General features: G+C 67.7%; 15 protein-coding genes. 10 read left to right on the top strand and 5 right to left on the bottom strand.

Translation table 11 applies throughout. The features are described from left to right. Nucleotides 1-103 precede the first annotated feature (103 nt). The 7 genes from rpmI to ACZ1H8_RS07180 all read left to right on the top strand — a co-directional run bounded on the left by rpmI (nt 104) and on the right by ACZ1H8_RS07180 (nt 7,701). Entirely contained in the window at nt 104-307 is a 204-nt protein-coding gene (gene rpmI / locus ACZ1H8_RS07210; RefSeq protein WP_110152511.1) for a 50S ribosomal protein L35, read from the top strand. A 14-nt stretch (nt 308-321) separates the two neighbouring features. Then, nucleotides 322-687 (top strand): 50S ribosomal protein L20, encoded by a 366-nt coding sequence (rplT, locus tag ACZ1H8_RS07205; RefSeq protein ID WP_110152512.1) that lies wholly within the window; start codon nt 322-324, stop codon nt 685-687. 157 nt (nt 688-844) lie between these two features. Then, on the top strand, nt 845-1,927 hold the full coding sequence (gene pheS, locus ACZ1H8_RS07200; protein WP_465180660.1) for a phenylalanine--tRNA ligase subunit alpha: 1,083 nt from the start codon (nt 845-847) through the stop codon (nt 1,925-1,927). Further along, nucleotides 1,924-4,290, top strand: a complete 2,367-nt coding sequence (gene pheT / locus ACZ1H8_RS07195; RefSeq protein WP_465180659.1) for a phenylalanine--tRNA ligase subunit beta — start codon at nt 1,924-1,926, stop codon at nt 4,288-4,290. The genes pheS and pheT overlap by 4 nt, the downstream gene beginning before the upstream one ends. A gap of 209 nt (nt 4,291-4,499) precedes the next feature. Beyond that, a complete protein-coding gene (locus ACZ1H8_RS07190) occupies nt 4,500-5,243 on the top strand; it encodes an SDR family NAD(P)-dependent oxidoreductase (protein WP_465180658.1) in 744 nt (247 codons plus the stop codon). 2 nt (nt 5,244-5,245) lie between these two features. Next, nucleotides 5,246-6,112 carry an aldose 1-epimerase family protein gene (locus ACZ1H8_RS07185; protein WP_465180657.1) on the top strand — a complete coding sequence of 289 codons (867 nt, stop codon included), beginning with the start codon at nt 5,246-5,248 and terminating at the stop codon, nt 6,110-6,112. A gap of 17 nt (nt 6,113-6,129) precedes the next feature. Continuing rightward, nucleotides 6,130-7,701, top strand: coding sequence for a peptide chain release factor 3 (locus ACZ1H8_RS07180; protein ID WP_465180656.1), 1,572 nt, complete (start codon nt 6,130-6,132; stop codon nt 7,699-7,701). A gap of 207 nt (nt 7,702-7,908) precedes the next feature. Here ACZ1H8_RS07180 and ACZ1H8_RS07175 read toward each other — a convergent pair whose 3' ends face one another. Continuing rightward, nucleotides 7,909-9,168, bottom strand: coding sequence for a spinster family MFS transporter (locus tag ACZ1H8_RS07175; protein ID WP_465180655.1), 1,260 nt, complete (start codon nt 9,166-9,168; stop codon nt 7,909-7,911). Nucleotides 9,169-9,247: 79 nt separating this feature from the next. Continuing rightward, on the bottom strand, nt 9,248-11,581 hold the full coding sequence (locus tag ACZ1H8_RS07170; RefSeq protein ID WP_465180654.1) for a TonB-dependent receptor: 2,334 nt from the start codon (nt 11,579-11,581) through the stop codon (nt 9,248-9,250). 114 nt (nt 11,582-11,695) lie between these two features. Here ACZ1H8_RS07170 and ACZ1H8_RS07165 point away from each other — a divergent pair, with 114 nt between their 5' ends. Beyond that, a complete protein-coding gene (locus tag ACZ1H8_RS07165) occupies nt 11,696-12,343 on the top strand; it encodes a TetR/AcrR family transcriptional regulator (protein WP_465180653.1) in 648 nt (215 codons plus the stop codon). A 25-nt stretch (nt 12,344-12,368) separates the two neighbouring features. Here ACZ1H8_RS07165 and ACZ1H8_RS07160 read toward each other — a convergent pair whose 3' ends face one another. Together ACZ1H8_RS07160 and ACZ1H8_RS07155 are read right to left on the bottom strand one after the other, a co-directional pair. Then, entirely contained in the window at nt 12,369-12,914 is a 546-nt protein-coding gene (locus ACZ1H8_RS07160) for a YceD family protein (RefSeq protein WP_465180652.1), read from the bottom strand. Beyond that, a complete protein-coding gene (locus ACZ1H8_RS07155; protein ID WP_465180651.1) occupies nt 12,911-13,420 on the bottom strand; it encodes a ubiquinol-cytochrome C chaperone family protein in 510 nt (169 codons plus the stop codon). Before ACZ1H8_RS07155 ends, ACZ1H8_RS07160 begins: the two co-directional genes overlap by 4 nt. A gap of 153 nt (nt 13,421-13,573) precedes the next feature. On the opposite strand from ACZ1H8_RS07155, the gene ACZ1H8_RS07150 reads away from it, so the two are divergent. After that, nucleotides 13,574-14,050 (top strand): outer membrane protein assembly factor BamE, encoded by a 477-nt coding sequence (locus ACZ1H8_RS07150; RefSeq protein ID WP_465180650.1) that lies wholly within the window; start codon nt 13,574-13,576, stop codon nt 14,048-14,050. Nucleotides 14,051-14,203: 153 nt separating this feature from the next. After that, entirely contained in the window at nt 14,204-14,719 is a 516-nt protein-coding gene (locus tag ACZ1H8_RS07145; protein ID WP_465180649.1) for an RcnB family protein, read from the top strand. Between the two features lie 132 nt (nt 14,720-14,851). Here the strand turns inward: ACZ1H8_RS07145 and pbpC are convergent, their stop codons facing one another. Continuing rightward, nucleotides 14,852-16,966, bottom strand: coding sequence for a penicillin-binding protein 1C (pbpC, locus tag ACZ1H8_RS07140; protein WP_465181358.1), 2,115 nt, complete (start codon nt 16,964-16,966; stop codon nt 14,852-14,854). Nucleotides 16,967-17,019: the final 53 nt, after the last annotated feature.

Here is a 17,019-nt window from a genome sequence, read left to right as displayed (position 1 = left end):
CCCGGGTTCGCTAAGGGCCCCGCTTTCCTCGATCCAATGGGATTGCCCGGCCATCAAGGGCTGCCGCGGCGGTCTGTCCGATCGAGATAGCAAGGAGACCAAAATGCCCAAGCTCAAGACGAAGAGCGGCGTGAAGAAGCGCTTCAAGTTCACCGCCACTGGCAAGGTGAAGCATGGAGTCGCCGGCAAGCGCCACCGCCTGATTTCGCACAACGCGAAGTATATCCGTACCAACCGCGGCACCAGCGTGCTGGCCGACGCCGACGTTGCACACGTCAAGGCGTGGGCGCCGTACGGCCTGAAGTAAGGAGGGCCTGACACATGGCACGAGTGAAGCGTGGCACGACCACCAAGGCGAAGCACAAGAGGATTTTGGATCAGGCGAAGGGCTATTATGGCCGTCGCAAGAACACGATCCGCATCGCGCGTCAGGCCGTCGAAAAGGCAGGCCAGTACGCCTATCGCGACCGCAAGGTTAAGAAGCGCACGTTCCGCGGTCTGTGGATCCAGCGCATCAACGCCGGCGTCCGGGCCGAGGGCCTGACCTACAGCCAGTTCATGCACGGGCTGAAGCTCGCGGGCGTCGAACTGGACCGGAAGGTCCTGGCCGACATCGCCATGCACGAAGCGGAGGCGTTTAGCGCCATCGTCGCGCAGGCGAAGGCGGCTCTGCCCCAGGCCGCCTGAGGCGACCTGCAGCGACCTGCTCGAAATGGGGCGCCGGTGGAGACACCGGCGCCCTTTTTCTTTGCCCACAAGGTGGCTAGAGCCCAGCCGGACCTGCACCGCCCGCCCCGGCGAGCGACGCGAATGATTCCCGGCCTTGCGGGAATGACGGAGGATTATGACGACCGATCTGGACCAGCTGCGCACCGACCTGCTCGGCGCGATCGACGCGGCCGCCGGCCTCGACGGGATCGAGGCGCTGCGCGTGCATGCGCTGGGCAAGCAGGGCGCGATCACCGGCCTGCTCAAAACGCTGGGCGGGATGAGCCCCGAGGAGCGCCAGGTCCAGGGTCCGCGGATCCACGGCCTGCGCGAGGCGGTGACCGAGGCGCTGGGTGCCCGCAAGGCTGCGCTTGAAAAGGCGGCGCTTGACGCACGGCTGGCGGGCGAGCGGATCGACATGACGCTGCCGGTCGACGGCATCGCGCCGGGCAGCGTCCATCCGGTCAGCCAGGTGATGGACGAACTGGCGGAGATCTTCGCCGATCTGGGCTTCGCGGTCGCCACCGGCCCGGAGATCGAGGACGACTGGCATAATTTCACCGCGCTCAACATTCCCGAGAGCCATCCGGCGCGGGCGATGCACGACACCTTCTATTTCCCCGACGGCGAAGCGGGCGAGCGCAAGATGCTGCTGCGCACCCACACCTCGCCGGTGCAGATCCGCACGATGATCGGCCAGAAGCCGCCGATCCGGATCATCGCGCCCGGCCGCACCTATCGCTCGGACTCGGACGCGACGCACACGCCGATGTTCCACCAGGTCGAGGGTCTGGTGATCGACAAGGGGATCACGCTCGGCCATCTCAAATGGACGCTCGAGACATTCCTCAAGGCATTCTTCGAGCGCGACGACGTCGTGCTGCGCCTGCGCCCCAGCTATTTCCCGTTCACCGAGCCCTCGGCCGAGGTCGATGTCGGCTATACGATGGTCAACGGCAAGCGCGTGATCGGCGGGTCCGAAGGCTGGATGGAGGTGCTCGGCTCGGGCATGGTCCATCCCAAGGTCATCGCCGCCTGCGGCCTCGATCCCGATGAATGGCAGGGCTTCGCATTCGGCTGCGGCATCGACCGCCTGGCGATGCTCAAATATGGGATGGACGACCTGCGCGCCTTTTTCGACGGCGATATCCGCTGGCTGCGTCACTACGGATTCGCGGCGCTCGATGTGCCCACGCTGAGCGGAGGAGTCGGCGCATGAAGTTCACCCTGGACTGGCTGAAGGCGCATCTCGACACCGATGCGACGCTGGAGCAGATCCTCGAGGCGCTGACCCGCGTCGGGCTCGAGGTCGAGGGCGTCGAGAATCCGGGCGAGAAGCTGGCCGCGTTCCGCGTTGCCAAGGTGCTGACCGCAGCACCCCACCCCCAGGCCGACAAGCTGCAGGTGCTGAGCGTCGATGCCGGCGACGGCGCGCCGCTTCAGGTCGTGTGCGGTGCCCCCAATGCCCGTGCGGGGCTGGTCGGCGTGCTGGGGCTCCCCGGCGCGACGGTCCCGGCCAACGGCATGGTGCTCAAGGTCTCCGCCATCCGCGGCGTCGAATCGAACGGCATGATGTGCTCGACCCGCGAGCTGGAGCTGGGCGAGGATCATGACGGCATCATCGAATTGCCGCAGGACGCACCGATCGGCACGCCCTTCCCCGATTATGCCGGGCTGAACGACGCGGTGATCGATGTATCGATCACTCCCAATCGCCAGGACTGCATGGGCGTGCGCGGCATCGCCCGCGATCTCGCCGCGGCCGGCCTCGGCACGCTCAAGCCGCTCGCGGTCGACCCGGTCCCGACGCAGGGTGCCGGTCCCGAGGTGCGGATCGAGGCGCCCGAGGGCTGCCCCGCCTATTATGGCCAGACGGTCAGCGGCGTGACCAACGGCGCCTCGCCCGACTGGATGCAGCGCCGGCTGAAGGCGATCGGCCAGCGCCCGATCTCGGCGCTGGTCGACATCACCAACTATGTGATGATCGATCTCGGCCGCCCGCTCCATGTCTATGACCGCGCGAAGCTGACCGGCGCGCTGATCGTGCGCAAGGCGACCGCCGGCGAGCAGGTGCTGGCGCTCAACGAGAAGACCTACACGCTCGACGAGACGATGACCGTCATCGCCGACGAGGCGCATGTCCACGACATTGGCGGCATCATGGGCGGCGAGGATTCGGGCGTGTCCGACGGCACCACCGACGTCGTCATCGAATGCGCCTTCTTCGATCCCGCCCATATCGCCCGCACCGGCCAGAAGCTGGGGCTGACCAGCGATGCCCGCTCGCGGTTCGAGCGCGGCGTCGATCCGGCGTTCCTCGAGGACGGCATCGCCATCGCCGCACGGCTGGTGGTCGACCTGTGCGGCGGCACCGCGAGCGAGGTGACCCGCGCCGGCCAGCCTCCGCTGGCGGCGAAGACGATCGCCTATGATCCCGCCAAGGCCGAGACGCTCGGCGGGCTGGCGATCGATCCGGCGCGGCAGAAGGACATTCTCGAACGGCTCGGCTTCACCGTCGCCAGCGACTGGACCGTCACCGTGCCCAGCTGGCGCCGCGACGTCGACGGCGCCGCCGACATGGTCGAGGAAGTCATCCGCATAGAGGGCATCGACAAGGTGCCGACGGTGCCGCTCGACCGCCTGCCGGGCGTCGCCCGCCCGACCGCGACCGCGGAGCAGAAGCTGGAGCGCCGCGTGCGCCGCAACGCCGCCGCGCGCGGGCTCAGCGAAGCGGTCACCTGGAGCTTCATCTCGCAGGCCGAAGCCGCGCCGTTCGGCGGCGGCGCCTGGACGCTGGCCAATCCGATCAGCGAGGACATGAAGGTCATGCGCCCCTCGCTGCTGCCCGGCCTTCTGGCTGCGGCCGAGCGCAACCTGAAGCGCGGCGCGACCAGCGTGCGGTTGTTCGAGATCGGCCGCCGCTATCTGGCCGATGCCGAGCGTCCGACGCTGGGCGTGGTCCTCGCCGGATCACGCGCCCCGCGCGGCTGGCAGGGCGGCAAGGCACAGCCTTTCGGCGCGTTCGATGCCAAGGCCGAGGCGCTGGCGCTGCTCGAGGCTGCCGGTGCGCCGGTCGCGAACCTGCAGGTCATGGGCGAGGCGGGCGACGTCTATCATCCCGGCCAGTCGGCAACGCTGCGGCTGGGGCCGAAGACGGTGCTGGCGGCGTTCGGCATGATCCATCCGTCGGTGCTGAAGGCGTTCGATCTCGACGGCGAGGTCGCCGCGGTCGAGCTCTATCTCGATGCGCTGCCGGCCAAGCGCGGCTCGGGATTCATGCGCCCGGCCTACACGCCGCCCGCGCTCCAGTCGGTGACGCGCGACTTCGCCTTCCTGGTGCCGACCGATCTGCCCGCGGGCGATCTGGTCCGCACGGTCAAGGGCGCGGACAAGGCGAACATCGTCGATGCCCGGCTGTTCGACGTCTTCACCGGCGCGGGCGTGCCCGAGGGGCAGAAGAGCCTGGCGATCGAAGTGACGCTCCAGCCCGGCGACAAGAGCTTCACCGACGAGGACCTCAAGGCGATCGCCGCCAAGGTGGTCGCCGCGGCGGGCAAGCAGGGCGCGACGTTGCGCGGGTGAATATTCGCGCAGAGGCGCGGAGCCGCTGAGGGGGCGCGTTCGGTGGAAGCCGGACGCGCCCCATTCGTTTAACCTGCCCCGGCTGACCCCCTCTCTGCGCCTCCGCGCCTCTGCGCGAACATCTTCTACGCCGCCCCACAGCCAAACCGCTTGGCCCGTGCCCGCGACCCGCTAAGGACGGACCAGACCGGCATCAGGAGGATTCGCGCATGAAGACCGCACTCATCACCGGCGCCACCGCCGGTTTCGGCGAGGCGGCTGCGCGCGCCTTCGTGAAGGCCGGGTGGCGGGTCATCGGCACCGGCCGCCGCGCCGAACGGCTCGATGCGCTGAAGGCCGAACTCGGCGATGCCTTCCACGCCGCGGTGTTCGACATTCGCGACGAGGCCGCACGCGACTCCGCGCTCGATTCGCTGCCTGAAAGCTTTCGCGGCATCGACCTGCTGGTGAACAATGCCGGCCTAGCGCTCGGCCTCGAGCCCGCGCAAAAGGCGTCGCTCGACAATTGGAAGACGATGATCGACACCAACGTCACCGCGCTGGCGTCGATCACCCACCGGCTGCTGCCGCTGCTGGTCGAGCGCAAGGGCGCGATCATCAACCTGTCCTCGGTCGCCGCGACCTATCCCTATCCCGGCGGCAACGTCTATGCCGCGACCAAGGCGTTCGTCCGCCAGCTCAGCCTCGCCTTGCGCGCCGACCTGCACGGCACCGGCGTGCGCGTCACCTCGGTCGAGCCGGGCATGGCCGAGACCGAATTCACCCTGGTCCGCACCGGCAGCCAGCAAAGCTCTGACACGCTCTATTCGGGCGTCCAGCCGATGACCGGCGAGGATATCGCGGACGCCATCCTGTGGATCGCCACCCTGCCGTCGCACCTCAACATCAACCGGATCGAGCTGATGCCGGTCAACCAGAGCTGGCAGGCATTCGCCATTCACCGCGAGGGTTGATCATGATCGAGATTTCGAACGGCCGGCTGACTGCCCGCATCAACCCGCTTGGTGCGGAACTCAGCAGTCTGACCGATGCCGATGGGCGTCAGCTGATGACCGATGCCGATCCCGCCTATTGGACCGGCCGTGCGCCCCTGCTGTTCCCGATCATCGGCCGGCTGATGGGCGATCGCTACCGGGTGAACGGTCAGACCTACGAGCAGCCCCAGCACGGCTTCGCCCGGCGCCAGATGTTCGAGCTGGTCGAGCAGTCGGAACACAGCGTGCGGTTCCGCCTGAGCGACAATGACGCGATGCGCGCCGTCTATCCCTTCGCCTTCACGCTGGACGCGGTCTTCACCCTCGACGACGCGACGCTGTCGATCGACATCATCGTCACCAATAGCGGCGACGTGCCGATGCCGGCCAGTTTCGGCTTCCACCCCGCCTTCGCCTGGCCACTCCCCTGGGGCGGCGCCAAGGAGGATCACCGCATCACCTTCGCCGCCGACGAGCCCGGCGCGCTGTCGGCCATCGTCGAGGGCGGCTGGATCGCGCCCGAGGGCCGGCCCAGCCCGCTCGATGGCCGCGTGCTGCACCTGAAGGATTCGCTGTTCGACCGCGACGCGCTGATCTGGAACCCGGTCGCCAGCCAGTCGGTGCGCTATGATGCGGGGCAGGGGCCGGCGCTGGAGGTCGGCTTCCCCGATACGCCCGCACTCGGCATCTGGACCAAGCCCGGCGCCCACTTCGTCTGCATCGAACCGTGGCACGGCATCGCCGATCCAGTCGGCTTCGACGGCGAGATCTGGGACAAGCCCGGAATCCTGCGCTTCGAACCCGGCCAGTCGCGCAGCTTCACGATGCGGGTGACGCTGCGCGCATGAGGCGCTAGAGGGCCGCGATGCCTTCCGTTTCCGACCGTCGCACCTTCGCCATCATCTCGCATCCCGACGCGGGCAAGACCACGCTGACCGAAAAGCTGCTGCTGTTCGGCGGTGCGATCCATCTTGCCGGCGAGGTGAAGGCGCGCGGCGCCGCCCGCCGTGCGCGTTCGGACTGGATGAAGATTGAGCAGCAGCGCGGAATCTCGGTCACGTCCAGCGTGATGACGTTCGAGCGTCAGGGGATCACCTTCAACCTGCTCGACACGCCGGGCCACGAGGATTTCAGCGAGGACACCTATCGCACGCTGACCGCGGTCGATTCGGCGGTGATGGTGATCGACGTCGCCAAGGGCATCGAAAGCCAGACGCGAAAGCTGTTCGAGGTCTGCCGCCTGCGCAACGTGCCGATCATCACCTTCGTCAACAAGGTCGACCGCGAAGGTCGCGAAGTGTTCGAGACGCTGGACGAGATCGCCGACCTGCTCGCGCTCGACGTCACGCCGATGACCTGGCCGGTCGGGATGGGCGGCACGTTCGAGGGGATCTTCGATCTCGCCACCAACCGCCTGCTGCTGCCCGAGGGCGACAGCCGCGAGTTCCAGGGCAAGGTCATCCAGACCAGCGGCCTCGACGATCCGCAGCTCGACGAGATCGTCTCGCCGCAGAATCTCGCCAAGCTGCGTGAGGATGTCGAGCTTGCCCGGATCGGCTATCCCGAATTCGACGGCGAGGCCTATCGCCATGGCGACCTGACCCCGGTCTATTTCGGTTCGGCGCTGAAGGAATTCGGCGTCGATTCGCTGATCGAGGCATTGGCCGAGGTCGCGCCGCCGCCGCGCGCCCAGCCGGCCGAGCCCGAGCCGGTCGAACCGGCACGCGACGAGGTCACCGGCTTCGTGTTCAAGGTCCAGGCGAACATGGACCCCAATCACCGCGACCGCATCGCGTTCATGCGGCTGGTCTCCGGCACGTTCAAGCGCGGCATGAAGCTGACGCCGACCGGCCATGGCAAGCCGATCGCGATCCACTCGCCGATCCTGTTCTTCGCCCGCGAACGCGAACTGGCGGACGAGGCCTTCCCCGGCGACATCATCGGCATCCCCAATCACGGCGTGCTGCGTGTCGGCGATACGCTGAGCGAAAAGGGGGCGGTGCGCTTCACCGGCCTGCCCAATTTCGCCCCCGAAATCCTGCGCCGCGTGGTGCTGAAGGACCCGACCAAGACCAAACAGCTGCGCAAGGCGCTGGACGACATGGCCGAGGAAGGCGTGACCCAGGTCTTCTATCCCGACATCGGATCGAACTGGGTGATCGGCGTGGTCGGCCAGCTCCAGCTCGACGTGCTGCTCAGCCGGCTGGATGCCGAATACAAGGTCGCGGCCGGGCTGGAGATGGCCCCGTTCGAGACCGCCCGCTGGATCTCGTCCGACGATCCCGCGGCGATGAAGGAATTCACCGAGCTCAACCGCGGCGCCATGGCCAAGGACCGCGACGGCAACCCCGTCTTCATGGCCAAGTCGGCCTGGGAAGTCGGCTATATCGCCGACCGCTATTCCAAAGTGAAATTCGCCGCCACCCGCGAGCGATAGGGGCGGCGAAGAATTCCCGTCCCTGGAAGGGATGTTAGGTACGACCACAGTCCTTTCCTCCCCAGGATGCTGCGCATCCGGGGGAGGGGGACCATGCGAAGCATGGTGGAGGGGGTTCACAACAGACGTGGCAGCCCCCTCCACCACGACGCTACGCGTCGCGGTCCCCCTCCCCAGGAGCCTGCGGCTCCGGGGGAGGAAAGGGCGTCAATCCACCCAATCCGCCTTCAGCTTCCGGCTCGCCAGCAGCATCAGCACCCCGGCCACCAGATAGGAACACAGCCCGATCGCGATCGCATAGCGCAGCGCGTCGGCGCCGTAGTCGGGCTTCAGCGCATCGGCGATCATGCCGATCACGGTCGACCCCAGGCCCAGCCCGATCAGATTGTTGATCAGCAGGAAGCTGGCCGAGGCGGTGGCGCGCATATGCGCCGGCACCAGATGCTGGACTGCGGTCAGCACCGGGCCCAGCCAGACATAGACCAAAGCCTGGGGGATCACGAACAGCGCGAAGGCGACTGCCCAGCCGCTCGACAGCACGCCCGCGATGAAAAGGGGCGTTCCGACGATGTACGACAGCGCCGGAACCAGCGCATAATATTTGCGGTCGCGCGCGCCCAGCCGGTCGCCCAGCGCACCGCCCAGCAGCACGCCCGCCACCCCGCCGGTCAGCAACAGCGCGCCGAAGAACTGGCCGGTCTGGATCAGGTCGAGCCCGAAGCTGCGCATCATCAGGCTGGGAAGCCAGAAGGCGATGCCATAGCCGCACATCGATCCCGCCGCCGCGCCGAAGGCGAGCAGCCAGAAGCTGGGCTTGGCCGCCAGGATGCCGAAAACCTGCGACACCGGGACCTGGGCCTGCGCCGCCGCTGGGCGCGCCCGGTCCTTCACCACCAGCCGGAAGATCGGGGCGATCACGATGCCCGCGATGCCGATGACGATGAAGGCGGTGCGCCACTCGACCGTCTGCGCGATATAGCCGCCCAGCAGCGCACCGGCGGCCGCGCCCAGCGGGATGCCCAGCGAATAGATCGACAGCGCTCGCGCGCGCTTCTCCGCCGGATAATAGTCGCCGATCAGCGCATAGGAGGGCGCGACACCTCCCGCCTCGCCGACGCCCACGCCCAGCCGGAACAGGAACATCTGGGTGAAGTTCTGCGCCGTGCCGCACAGGGCGGTGAACGCGCTCCACACGCCGAGCGACACGGTGATGACCCAGCTGCGGCTGGTCCGGTCGGCGAGCAGCGCCAGCGGGATCGCCAGCGTCGAATAGAGCGCCGCGAACGCGAGCCCGCCCAGCAGCCCCAGCTGCGTATCGCTGAGCTGCAGCGACGCCTTCACCGGCTGCGCCAGGATGCTCAGGATCTGCCGATCGAGAAAGTTGAAGGTGTAGACCAGCAACAGCATCGCCAGCACGATCCCGCGCTGACGGGCGGTGGGGGCGGCAGTCGTGTCGGGCGGGGTCATCGGCGTCCTTGCGAAAAACAAGGGGCCGGGAGTCGGTGGAGACGCCCGGCCCGTGGATGGTCTGGGGTGACGCCCCGGCTTAGAATTTAAAGCCGGCGGTCACGCTGAAGGTCCGCGGGTCGCCATAATAGGCCGTCTGGATATTGCCCACGCTCGAGAATTCCTGGCCGTCGGTCTTGTAGAGCGACTTGGTCAGGTTCTTGACGCCGCCGCGCAGATAATAGCGGCCGCCCTGGGCGTTATACTGGACATAGGCATTCACCAGCCAATAGCCGTCCTCCATCAGCCCCGGACGATTGTCGACCGACAGGAAATGCTTGTCGACGAAGCGGCCGTCGCCGCCCAGCGTCAGGCTGTTCTCGCCGCCAAAGTCGATCGTGTAGTCGCTGCCCAGGGTGAAGGTGATCGGCGGCGCAAAGGCGGGCTCGCAGGTGATCTGCGCACCGGTCGGGTTGCACGAGAAGGCGGGCGCGCGGCGCGCGTCGTTGAACTCGTCATATTGGGCGTCGAGATAGCCGAAGCTGGTGCGGATGTTCCAGTTTCGCACCGGACGCACCGCCAGTTCCGCCTCGACGCCCCAGATGCGCAGCTTGCCGGCGTTGACGACCGGGAAGGACCCGCCCGCAACCCCGGTGGTGCCGCCACCGACGCGCGCCTGGAAGTTGGTATAGTCGGAATAGAAGACGTCGGCGGCGATCGTCACCGCACCGTTCAGGAAGCTGCCCTTGGCGCCGGTCTCATAGGTCCACACCGTCTCGGGCTGGAAGAAGGGGACGATCGTCGTCACCCCGCCGATTACCTGGGTCACGTCGCCCAGGCCGTTGACGCGGCCGTTGAACCCGCCCGACTTGAAGCCGCGCGCGGCTGAGGCATAGACCATCGTCTGCGGCGTCGGCTTGAACGACAGCGTCGCCGACGGCGTCCAGGCGTCGAAATCGACATGGTCGAGATCGTTATACGGCGCCGGCAGGCTGTTCGGGAAGATGAACGGCGCGGTCGCGGCACCGCCCAGCACGGTGTAGGTGCTGCGATAATATTCCTTGCGCTCCTTGGTGTAGCGCAGGCCCGCGGTCAGCGAGAGCCGGTCGGTGAAGTCATAGGTCAGCTGGCCGAACGCGGCATAGCTCTGGACCTTCTGGTCGTCGTCGATGTAGCGGACGAAGGTCAGCGGCGTGCCGAACAGGCGCAGATAATTGTCGTCATAGGATTCCTGGTGCGACTGCGTGTGCTCGTTCAGGTAATAGAGACCGAACACGCCGTTCAGCGCGCCGCCGTCATATTTCAGCTGCAGCTCCTGGCTGAACTGGCGCTGGGTCACGCCGACGAACGCGTCCGCCACTTCCAGTTCGGTCGCGTCGAAGTCGATATAATAATCGGGACGCAGGCGGCGATAGGCGCTGATCGAGCTGAGCTGCAGCGTGTCGGTCAGGTCGATGTTCGCGGTGAACGACACGCCCCAATGGTCGAGCCGCTGGCCCTGGTCGGGCGACAGGCTGGTCGAGGCGCGATAATTGTACGGGCCATAGGGATATGCCGGCTTGACGATCGTCGAGGCGCCGGTGCCCAGGTCGACATTGATCAGCGGGGCGGTGGCATAGCCCAGGCTCGCCGAACTGCGCTGGCGAGTATAGTCGCCCGACAGGATCAGCTCGACGCCGGTGCCCGGGGTCGCGCGCAGGATGCCGCGCAGCGTGCCGGTGTCGCGGTCGTTATATTTGCGCCCGGTCAGCGGGTCGGTGACCAGCCCGTCGCGCTTGTCATAGACGCCGGCCAGGCTGAGCGCGAGCGTGTCCTGGACCAGCGGGACCGAGACATAGCCATTGGCGATGATCTGGTTGTAGCTGCCATAGGTGAAGGCGCCGGCGGCACGCGTCTCCTGCGTGCTGGGCTTGCGGCTGACCACGTTCACCGCGCCGCCGATCGTGTTCTTGCCGTACAGCGTGCCCTGCGGACCGCGCAGCACCTCGACCCGCTCGACGTCGAACAGGTTGAACAGCGCGCCCTGGATGCGGCTGATATAGACGCCGTCGGCATAGATGCCGACCGCCGGATCGAAGGTCTGGAGCGCGTCGGGCTGGCCGATGCCGCGGATGAAGATGTTGGCGTTGGATGCGGAGCCGCGGCCCTGGACCAGGTTGAGGTTGGGCACCGCGCCCTGGATGCCCGACAGGTCGGTCGCCTGCAGCTTGTCGAGCGACTCGCTCGACAGCGCGGTGATCGCGACCGGCACGTCGAGCAGCCTTTCCTCGCGGCGGCGGGCGGTGACGATGATCTCGCCCGGCTGGTCTTCGGCGATTTCGGTATCGCTCGAGGCTGCCGGCGCGTCCTGCGCGAAGGCGGGCATGGCGGTCAGCGCGGCAAGTGCGGCGCCGGCCTGGAGGACGGTACGTGCGGACGGAATCAGGCGTGACATCAGGTCTTCCTCCCCAGATGGTGACCCGTTTGAATCCACGGGTTGTGTGCGATTGGCGGATGACATACTGAAACCTGAACCAGGTTTCAACTTGGGATCGAGGGGAGGTCGAAGATGGTCGGACGGCGTGACGCGAAGGCCACAGCGGCGGCTGCGCCCGAGGCGTCGTCACCACCGGCAAGCAAGGAACCGCGCACCGAGCGGGGACGCCGGACGCTGCGCGCGATCCTGGATGCCGCGGCCGAAGAATTCGGCGAAAAGGGATTTCACGACGGATCGATCGCCGGCATCACCCGGCGCGCCGGCGTCGCGCTGGGCAGTTTCTACACCTATTTCGATTCGAAGGACGAGGTGTTCCGCGCGCTGGTCCGCGACATGTCGCAGCAGGTGAAGGAGCATGTCGGCCCGGCGATCCGCGCCGCGACCAGCCAGATCGATGCCGAGCGCGCCGGCCTGCTCCACTTCATCCGCTTCGCGCGCGAGCACAAGGAAATCTACCGGATCATCGACGAGGCCGAGTTCGTCGATCCCGAAAGCTTCCGCATGCACTATGCGACGACGGCCGAGCGGATCGCAGCGCGGCTTCGCGATGCGGCCGACCGCGGCGAACTGCGCGACGATATTTCCGAAGTCCATGCCTGGGCGATCATGGGCATGAACGTGTTCCTGGGCCTGCGCTACTCGGTCTGGGCCGAGGACGCCGATCCCGAAGCGATCGCCGACACGATCGGCACGATGCTGGCACGCGGCATCGCCCGCTAGGGGCCAGTTCGCGCCGGGCCCGCGCCTATTTCTTGTTCAGCGCATCCTTCAGCGCGCCCAGGCCGGCAAAGGGGCTCGCCGGCTCTTCCTCGACCGCCTCGACCTCATCCTCGCCGACCACGCCGGCGCGCTTCAGCACTTCGTCGGCGCGCGGGCTGCGCGGGAAGGGGTCGAGCGCCAGCGCCAGCGTGTCGGCTGCCGCCTCGCCCAGGTCGATCGCGCTGCCGGTGAAGAACACGGTGTCGCATTCCTCCTCGGACAGCTCGATTTCTTCCACGCTCTCGCTTTCGGGCAGGAAGCGGATGTCGAACGCCTCTTCGATCCGCGCCGGCACCGGATCGCCGGTCGCGACACAGGACTGGACGACCTCGGCGCGCAACTGGCCGGTCGCCCGCACGCCGCCGGCGCTCCGCTTCAGCCGATAATCCGCCTCCAGCCGCCCGATCGACTGAAGGCCGAAGCGCGCGGCCAGTGCCTCGCGCTCGGCGGGGTCCGCCTCGACCGAGACCTGGCTCTCGCCGGCGCCGATCTGGTCGAGCCGCTGCGGGCGGGCGAATTCGGGGGCGTTCACGGCAATTCTCCGTCGATGATCGTGGTGACCGGCGTCGCGGCCAGCGTCGCACGCAGCGCCATCAGTTCGGCCTCGACATGGGCCAGAGCCGCGGCATCGGGCGCGCTGCCGCGATAGAGGTTGCGCACCAGCGCGGGCTTGAGATCCTCGGCTGCCAGCGCGTCGCGATAGGCGCCGAGCCGGCCGCCGATCATCCCCATCATCTTGCCGATATGCTTCCCGACGACGATGTCGCCGACGCCCAGCTCGCGCAGTTGGCCGTCCATGTCGTGCACGAACACTTCGGCCAGATGCGTGCTCGGCAGCGTCGCCGCCGGCTCGCCCTCCATGCGCAGCAGGACCAGCGCCATTACCGCGGCGATCATGTCGAACCGTCCGTCGACCGTGTCGGGCACCGCGCCCTCGACATACCAATGCGGCTGGCGCGCGCGCTCGACGATCGCGGCGTAGAGTTCCGGCGCCTTGCCCCGGTCGGGCTGGCCGAACAGCCGCTGCAACAAACTCATCTCGCTTCCCATCATCCGATCAGCGGCACGCGGCCCCGATGGCACCGTCCCGACCGACAAGCGACCTTGTTTGGCCGCAATTCCCCGCATATTGAGGCGATCGGTGCGCGATGCAATCGCGCGCGTGTGGCGTGTTGCCCGCTGGAGAAGTTGATGCCGAAGTTTCCTGTCCGCGCCCTTGTCCCGGTTCTGGCGCTCGCTGCTCTCGGGACGTCGGCCTGCACGCCGCTTCGGTCGCATACCGGCTATGTCGTCGACAAGGAGCTGGTCGACTCGATCCAGCCGGGCGTCGACAATCGCGACTCGGTGCTGCGCACGCTCGGTCGCCCGACGCTGACCAGCCAGTTCTCCGAGGGCGAATGGTATTATGTGTCGCGCGACAATCGCAACATGGCCTATAGCCAGCCCAAGCCGACCGACCAGCTGACGCTGCGCATCCGCTTCGACCGGGCGGGCAACGTCACCGCGATCGACCGCAGCGGGCTGGAAAAGGTCGCCAAGGTCGATCCCTATGGCAAGACCACGCCGACGCTGGGTCGCCATCGCAGCTTCTTCAGCGACCTGTTCGGCAATATCGGCACCGTCGGCGCACCCGGCACCGGTGGCCCGGGCGGCGCTCCCGGCCAGTAAGCGACACGGCACGGGGCGGCATCCCGCCCCGTCAAATCCTGTCTGATCGATGAAGGGCGCGTTCCCGCCCGGTTCAGTCTGACTCGCCTAGATCCGTACTCAACCGGCGAACCCCCAAGGGCGAAGCCGGCAGACAGATCAGGAGATCGGACAATGAAGAAGTTCATCACCGCAGCCCTGCTCGCCGCGGTCGCCATGCCGGTGGCGATCCCCGCGGCCCAGGCCCAGTCGAACCGCGAGCTGCGCCGCGACCGCCAGGAGATTCGCGAGGAACAGCGCGACCTGCGCCGCGCGGAACGCTATGGCACCCCGCGCCAGATCCGCGAGCAGCGCCGCGACGTGCGCGAGGCGCGCCGCGAATATCGCGAGGACCTGCGCGATCGCGAGCGCCGCTGGGGAAACGACGATTGGCGCGGCTGGCGCAATTCGAACCGCGCGCTCTACAGCCGGGGCAGCTGGCGGGCACCGTTCCGCTATTATAATTTCAACACCGGCGCGCGGATCGGTGTGAACTATTACAGCCCGCGCTACCGGATCGCCGATCCGTGGCGCTATCGCCTGCCCCGCCCGGGATTCAACCAGGCCTGGGTGCGCCATTATGACGATCTGCTGCTGGTCGACACGCGCCGCGGCCGCGTCATCCGGGTGATCCGCAACTTCTACTGGTAACCGGATCCCCGAAATAATGGGCCCCGGGACCTGATACAGGGTCCCGGGGCCTGTGCGTTCGCGCAGGCGCGTTCGCGTGGTCCCGAAAGGGGGAGGGGACCGAATCGCGCAACGCTCGAATCGGCATTTGGTTCATCGAATTGTGAAGATGATCTGATCGACCGTTCGTCCCGACACATCGACCAGCTTCAATATGTGCCGGCCGCGCGTCCCCTCGATCATCGGACCGGCGCTCGCGCTGCCGATATCGGTCTTGTCCAGCACCAGCCGATGTCCCGCAATGTCGCCGGAAAAGGTCACGGCAAGCCGCTGATTGTCGGCCGGAATATCGGGGTCGAGCGCATAGACGCTGCCCTTGGCGGGGCTGACGATCCGTGGGCGGCGCGACTCCGGTGGCGCCAGGGCCACCGTGGACACCGCAGTTCCTTTCAGGAAATATTCGCGGCGCGGCTGCTCCAGCCCGGCGGCGAAGCGGATGGTGCGGCTCTCGACCCCTTCGGGGGGCGGCGGCTCGCGGCTCGGGGTGCCGCCGTGCAGTGCCATCATCACGTCGCGCCACACCGGGGCTGCGCCGCTGGTGCCGGATACGGCGCGCATCGGATCGCCCTCCATATTGCCGACCCACACCGCAACGGTGAACCGGTCGGAGAAGCCGATGCACCAATTGTCGCGCATCGCCTTCGACGTGCCGGTCTTCACCGCCGCCCAGAAGGGCAGGCGCAGCGCCGAATCGATCCCGAACGTCGCCGCCCTGGCATTGGGGTCGGACAGCATGTCGGCGACGATCCAGGCCGCCTGCGGCGTCGTGGTGCGATGCTCGGTCTTGATCGCCTCGCCCTTGATGAGGCGCAGCGGGGTCCAGCGCCCGCCCAGCGCCAGGCTGCGATAGGCAGCCGCCTGTTCCATCAGCGTGACTTCGGCCGATCCCAGCGCGAGGCTGAACCCGTAATAGTCACCGTCCTCGACCAGCCCGGCATAGCCGGTGTCGAACAGCCGGTCCTTGAACGTATCGACCCCGACCAGGATGAGCGTGCGGACCGCCGGCACGTTGAGCGATCCCGCCAGCGCCACTCGCGCGGACACCGGCCCCTTGAACCCCTTGTCGTAATTTTGCGGCACATAGAGGCCGGAGGCGGTATCGAGCTGCACCGGCGAATCGTCGAGGATCGATGCGGCGGTCAGATAGCCCCGCTCGAGAGCCTGGGCGTAGAGGAAGGGCTTCAGCGTCGAGCCGGCCTGGCGATAGGCGGTCGCGCCATTGACTGCCGGTGCGGTCGACGCGCCGCCGATCCCGCCGACAATCGCCAGCACGTCGCCGCTGCGGTTGTCGACCACCACCACCGCGCCGTCGCGCGCGCGGCTGCCGCCCAGTCCCTGGAGCTGGCGGCGCAGCGCCAGGATCGCGGCGCGCTGGGCCCGGATGTCGAGCGTGGTCGTGATCCGCGCGCCCGGTGTGGTCAGCAGCATGTCCGACAGGTGCGGCGCCAGTCCGGGGTCGAGTGCCAGGCTGCGCGCCGGACCCAGCATCGCGATCGCGGCGGGCAGGAACCGGCTGCAATCGGCATCGCGCGACAGGGCGCAGGCGCGCTGCGCCAGCTTCTGAGCCGATGCGCGCGGTTCGGGCAGCAAAGCTGCCAGCAGCAGCGCGTCGTCGCGGGTCAGCGTGGCGGGCGTCTTGCCGAACAGGCCCAGCGCCGCCGCGGCGATCCCCTGTGCCTCGCCGCGAAACCCGGCCAGGTTCAGATAGGCCTCGAGGATCTGGTCCTTGGTCCAGCGCGACTCCAGCGCATTGGCAGCGCGCATCTGGCGCAGCTTGTCCCAGGTCCCGCGCCGGCCCGGTGCCGCCAGCCCGGGCGACAGATAGGCCGCGACCTGCATCGACAGCGTCGATGCGCCGCGGGCGCGCTTGCCCTCGATCCGGTCGCGGATCGATCCGCCCAGCGACAGCCAGTCGATCCCGCCATGTTCGCGAAAGCGCCGGTCCTCGGCCGCCAGGATCACCTCGCGCGCGGCAGGCGAGATCTGGTCGAGCGGGGTCCAGCCGAGCCGGCGGACCTGGAAATTGACCCGCGAACTGTCGAGCAGCACCCCGTTGCGGTCGTACAGCCAGGCCTCGGACGGGCGATAGGCGGCGCGTTGCTCGTCATAATCGGGCAGTGTCGGCGGCAAGGTGGCGAAGTCGAGCGCGGCGAGCCCGCCGACCAGCACCAGCGCGAGGCTCCATCCGATCCGCGACCGGGTGAACACCCCGCGCCAGCCGCGTTCGTCCCAGTCGGTCAGCAGCCGGTCGAACCAGCCGC

This window comes from Sphingomonas sp. BL-S-25 (genome assembly GCF_055521555.1).
Note: the sequence above shows the minus strand (reverse complement) of the source record. Positions and strands in the feature narration are given on the sequence as shown.

Excerpts from the sequence above, each read along its gene's own strand:
- rpmI (WP_110152511.1), top strand. The coding sequence starts at position 104 with ATGCCCAAGCTCAAGACGAAGAGCGGCGTGAAGAAGCGCTTCAAGTTC.
- rplT (WP_110152512.1), top strand. The coding sequence starts at position 322 with ATGGCACGAGTGAAGCGTGGCACGACCACCAAGGCGAAGCACAAGAGG.
- pheS (WP_465180660.1), top strand. The coding sequence starts at position 845 with ATGACGACCGATCTGGACCAGCTGCGCACCGACCTGCTCGGCGCGATC.
- pheT (WP_465180659.1), top strand. The coding sequence starts at position 1,924 with ATGAAGTTCACCCTGGACTGGCTGAAGGCGCATCTCGACACCGATGCG.
- ACZ1H8_RS07190 (WP_465180658.1), top strand. The coding sequence starts at position 4,500 with ATGAAGACCGCACTCATCACCGGCGCCACCGCCGGTTTCGGCGAGGCG.
- ACZ1H8_RS07185 (WP_465180657.1), top strand. The coding sequence starts at position 5,246 with ATGATCGAGATTTCGAACGGCCGGCTGACTGCCCGCATCAACCCGCTT.
- ACZ1H8_RS07180 (WP_465180656.1), top strand. The coding sequence starts at position 6,130 with ATGCCTTCCGTTTCCGACCGTCGCACCTTCGCCATCATCTCGCATCCC.
- ACZ1H8_RS07175 (WP_465180655.1), bottom strand. The coding sequence starts at position 9,168 with ATGACCCCGCCCGACACGACTGCCGCCCCCACCGCCCGTCAGCGCGGG.
- ACZ1H8_RS07170 (WP_465180654.1), bottom strand. The coding sequence starts at position 11,581 with ATGTCACGCCTGATTCCGTCCGCACGTACCGTCCTCCAGGCCGGCGCC.
- ACZ1H8_RS07165 (WP_465180653.1), top strand. The coding sequence starts at position 11,696 with ATGGTCGGACGGCGTGACGCGAAGGCCACAGCGGCGGCTGCGCCCGAG.
- ACZ1H8_RS07155 (WP_465180651.1), bottom strand. The coding sequence starts at position 13,420 with ATGAGTTTGTTGCAGCGGCTGTTCGGCCAGCCCGACCGGGGCAAGGCG.
- ACZ1H8_RS07150 (WP_465180650.1), top strand. The coding sequence starts at position 13,574 with ATGCCGAAGTTTCCTGTCCGCGCCCTTGTCCCGGTTCTGGCGCTCGCT.
- ACZ1H8_RS07145 (WP_465180649.1), top strand. The coding sequence starts at position 14,204 with ATGAAGAAGTTCATCACCGCAGCCCTGCTCGCCGCGGTCGCCATGCCG.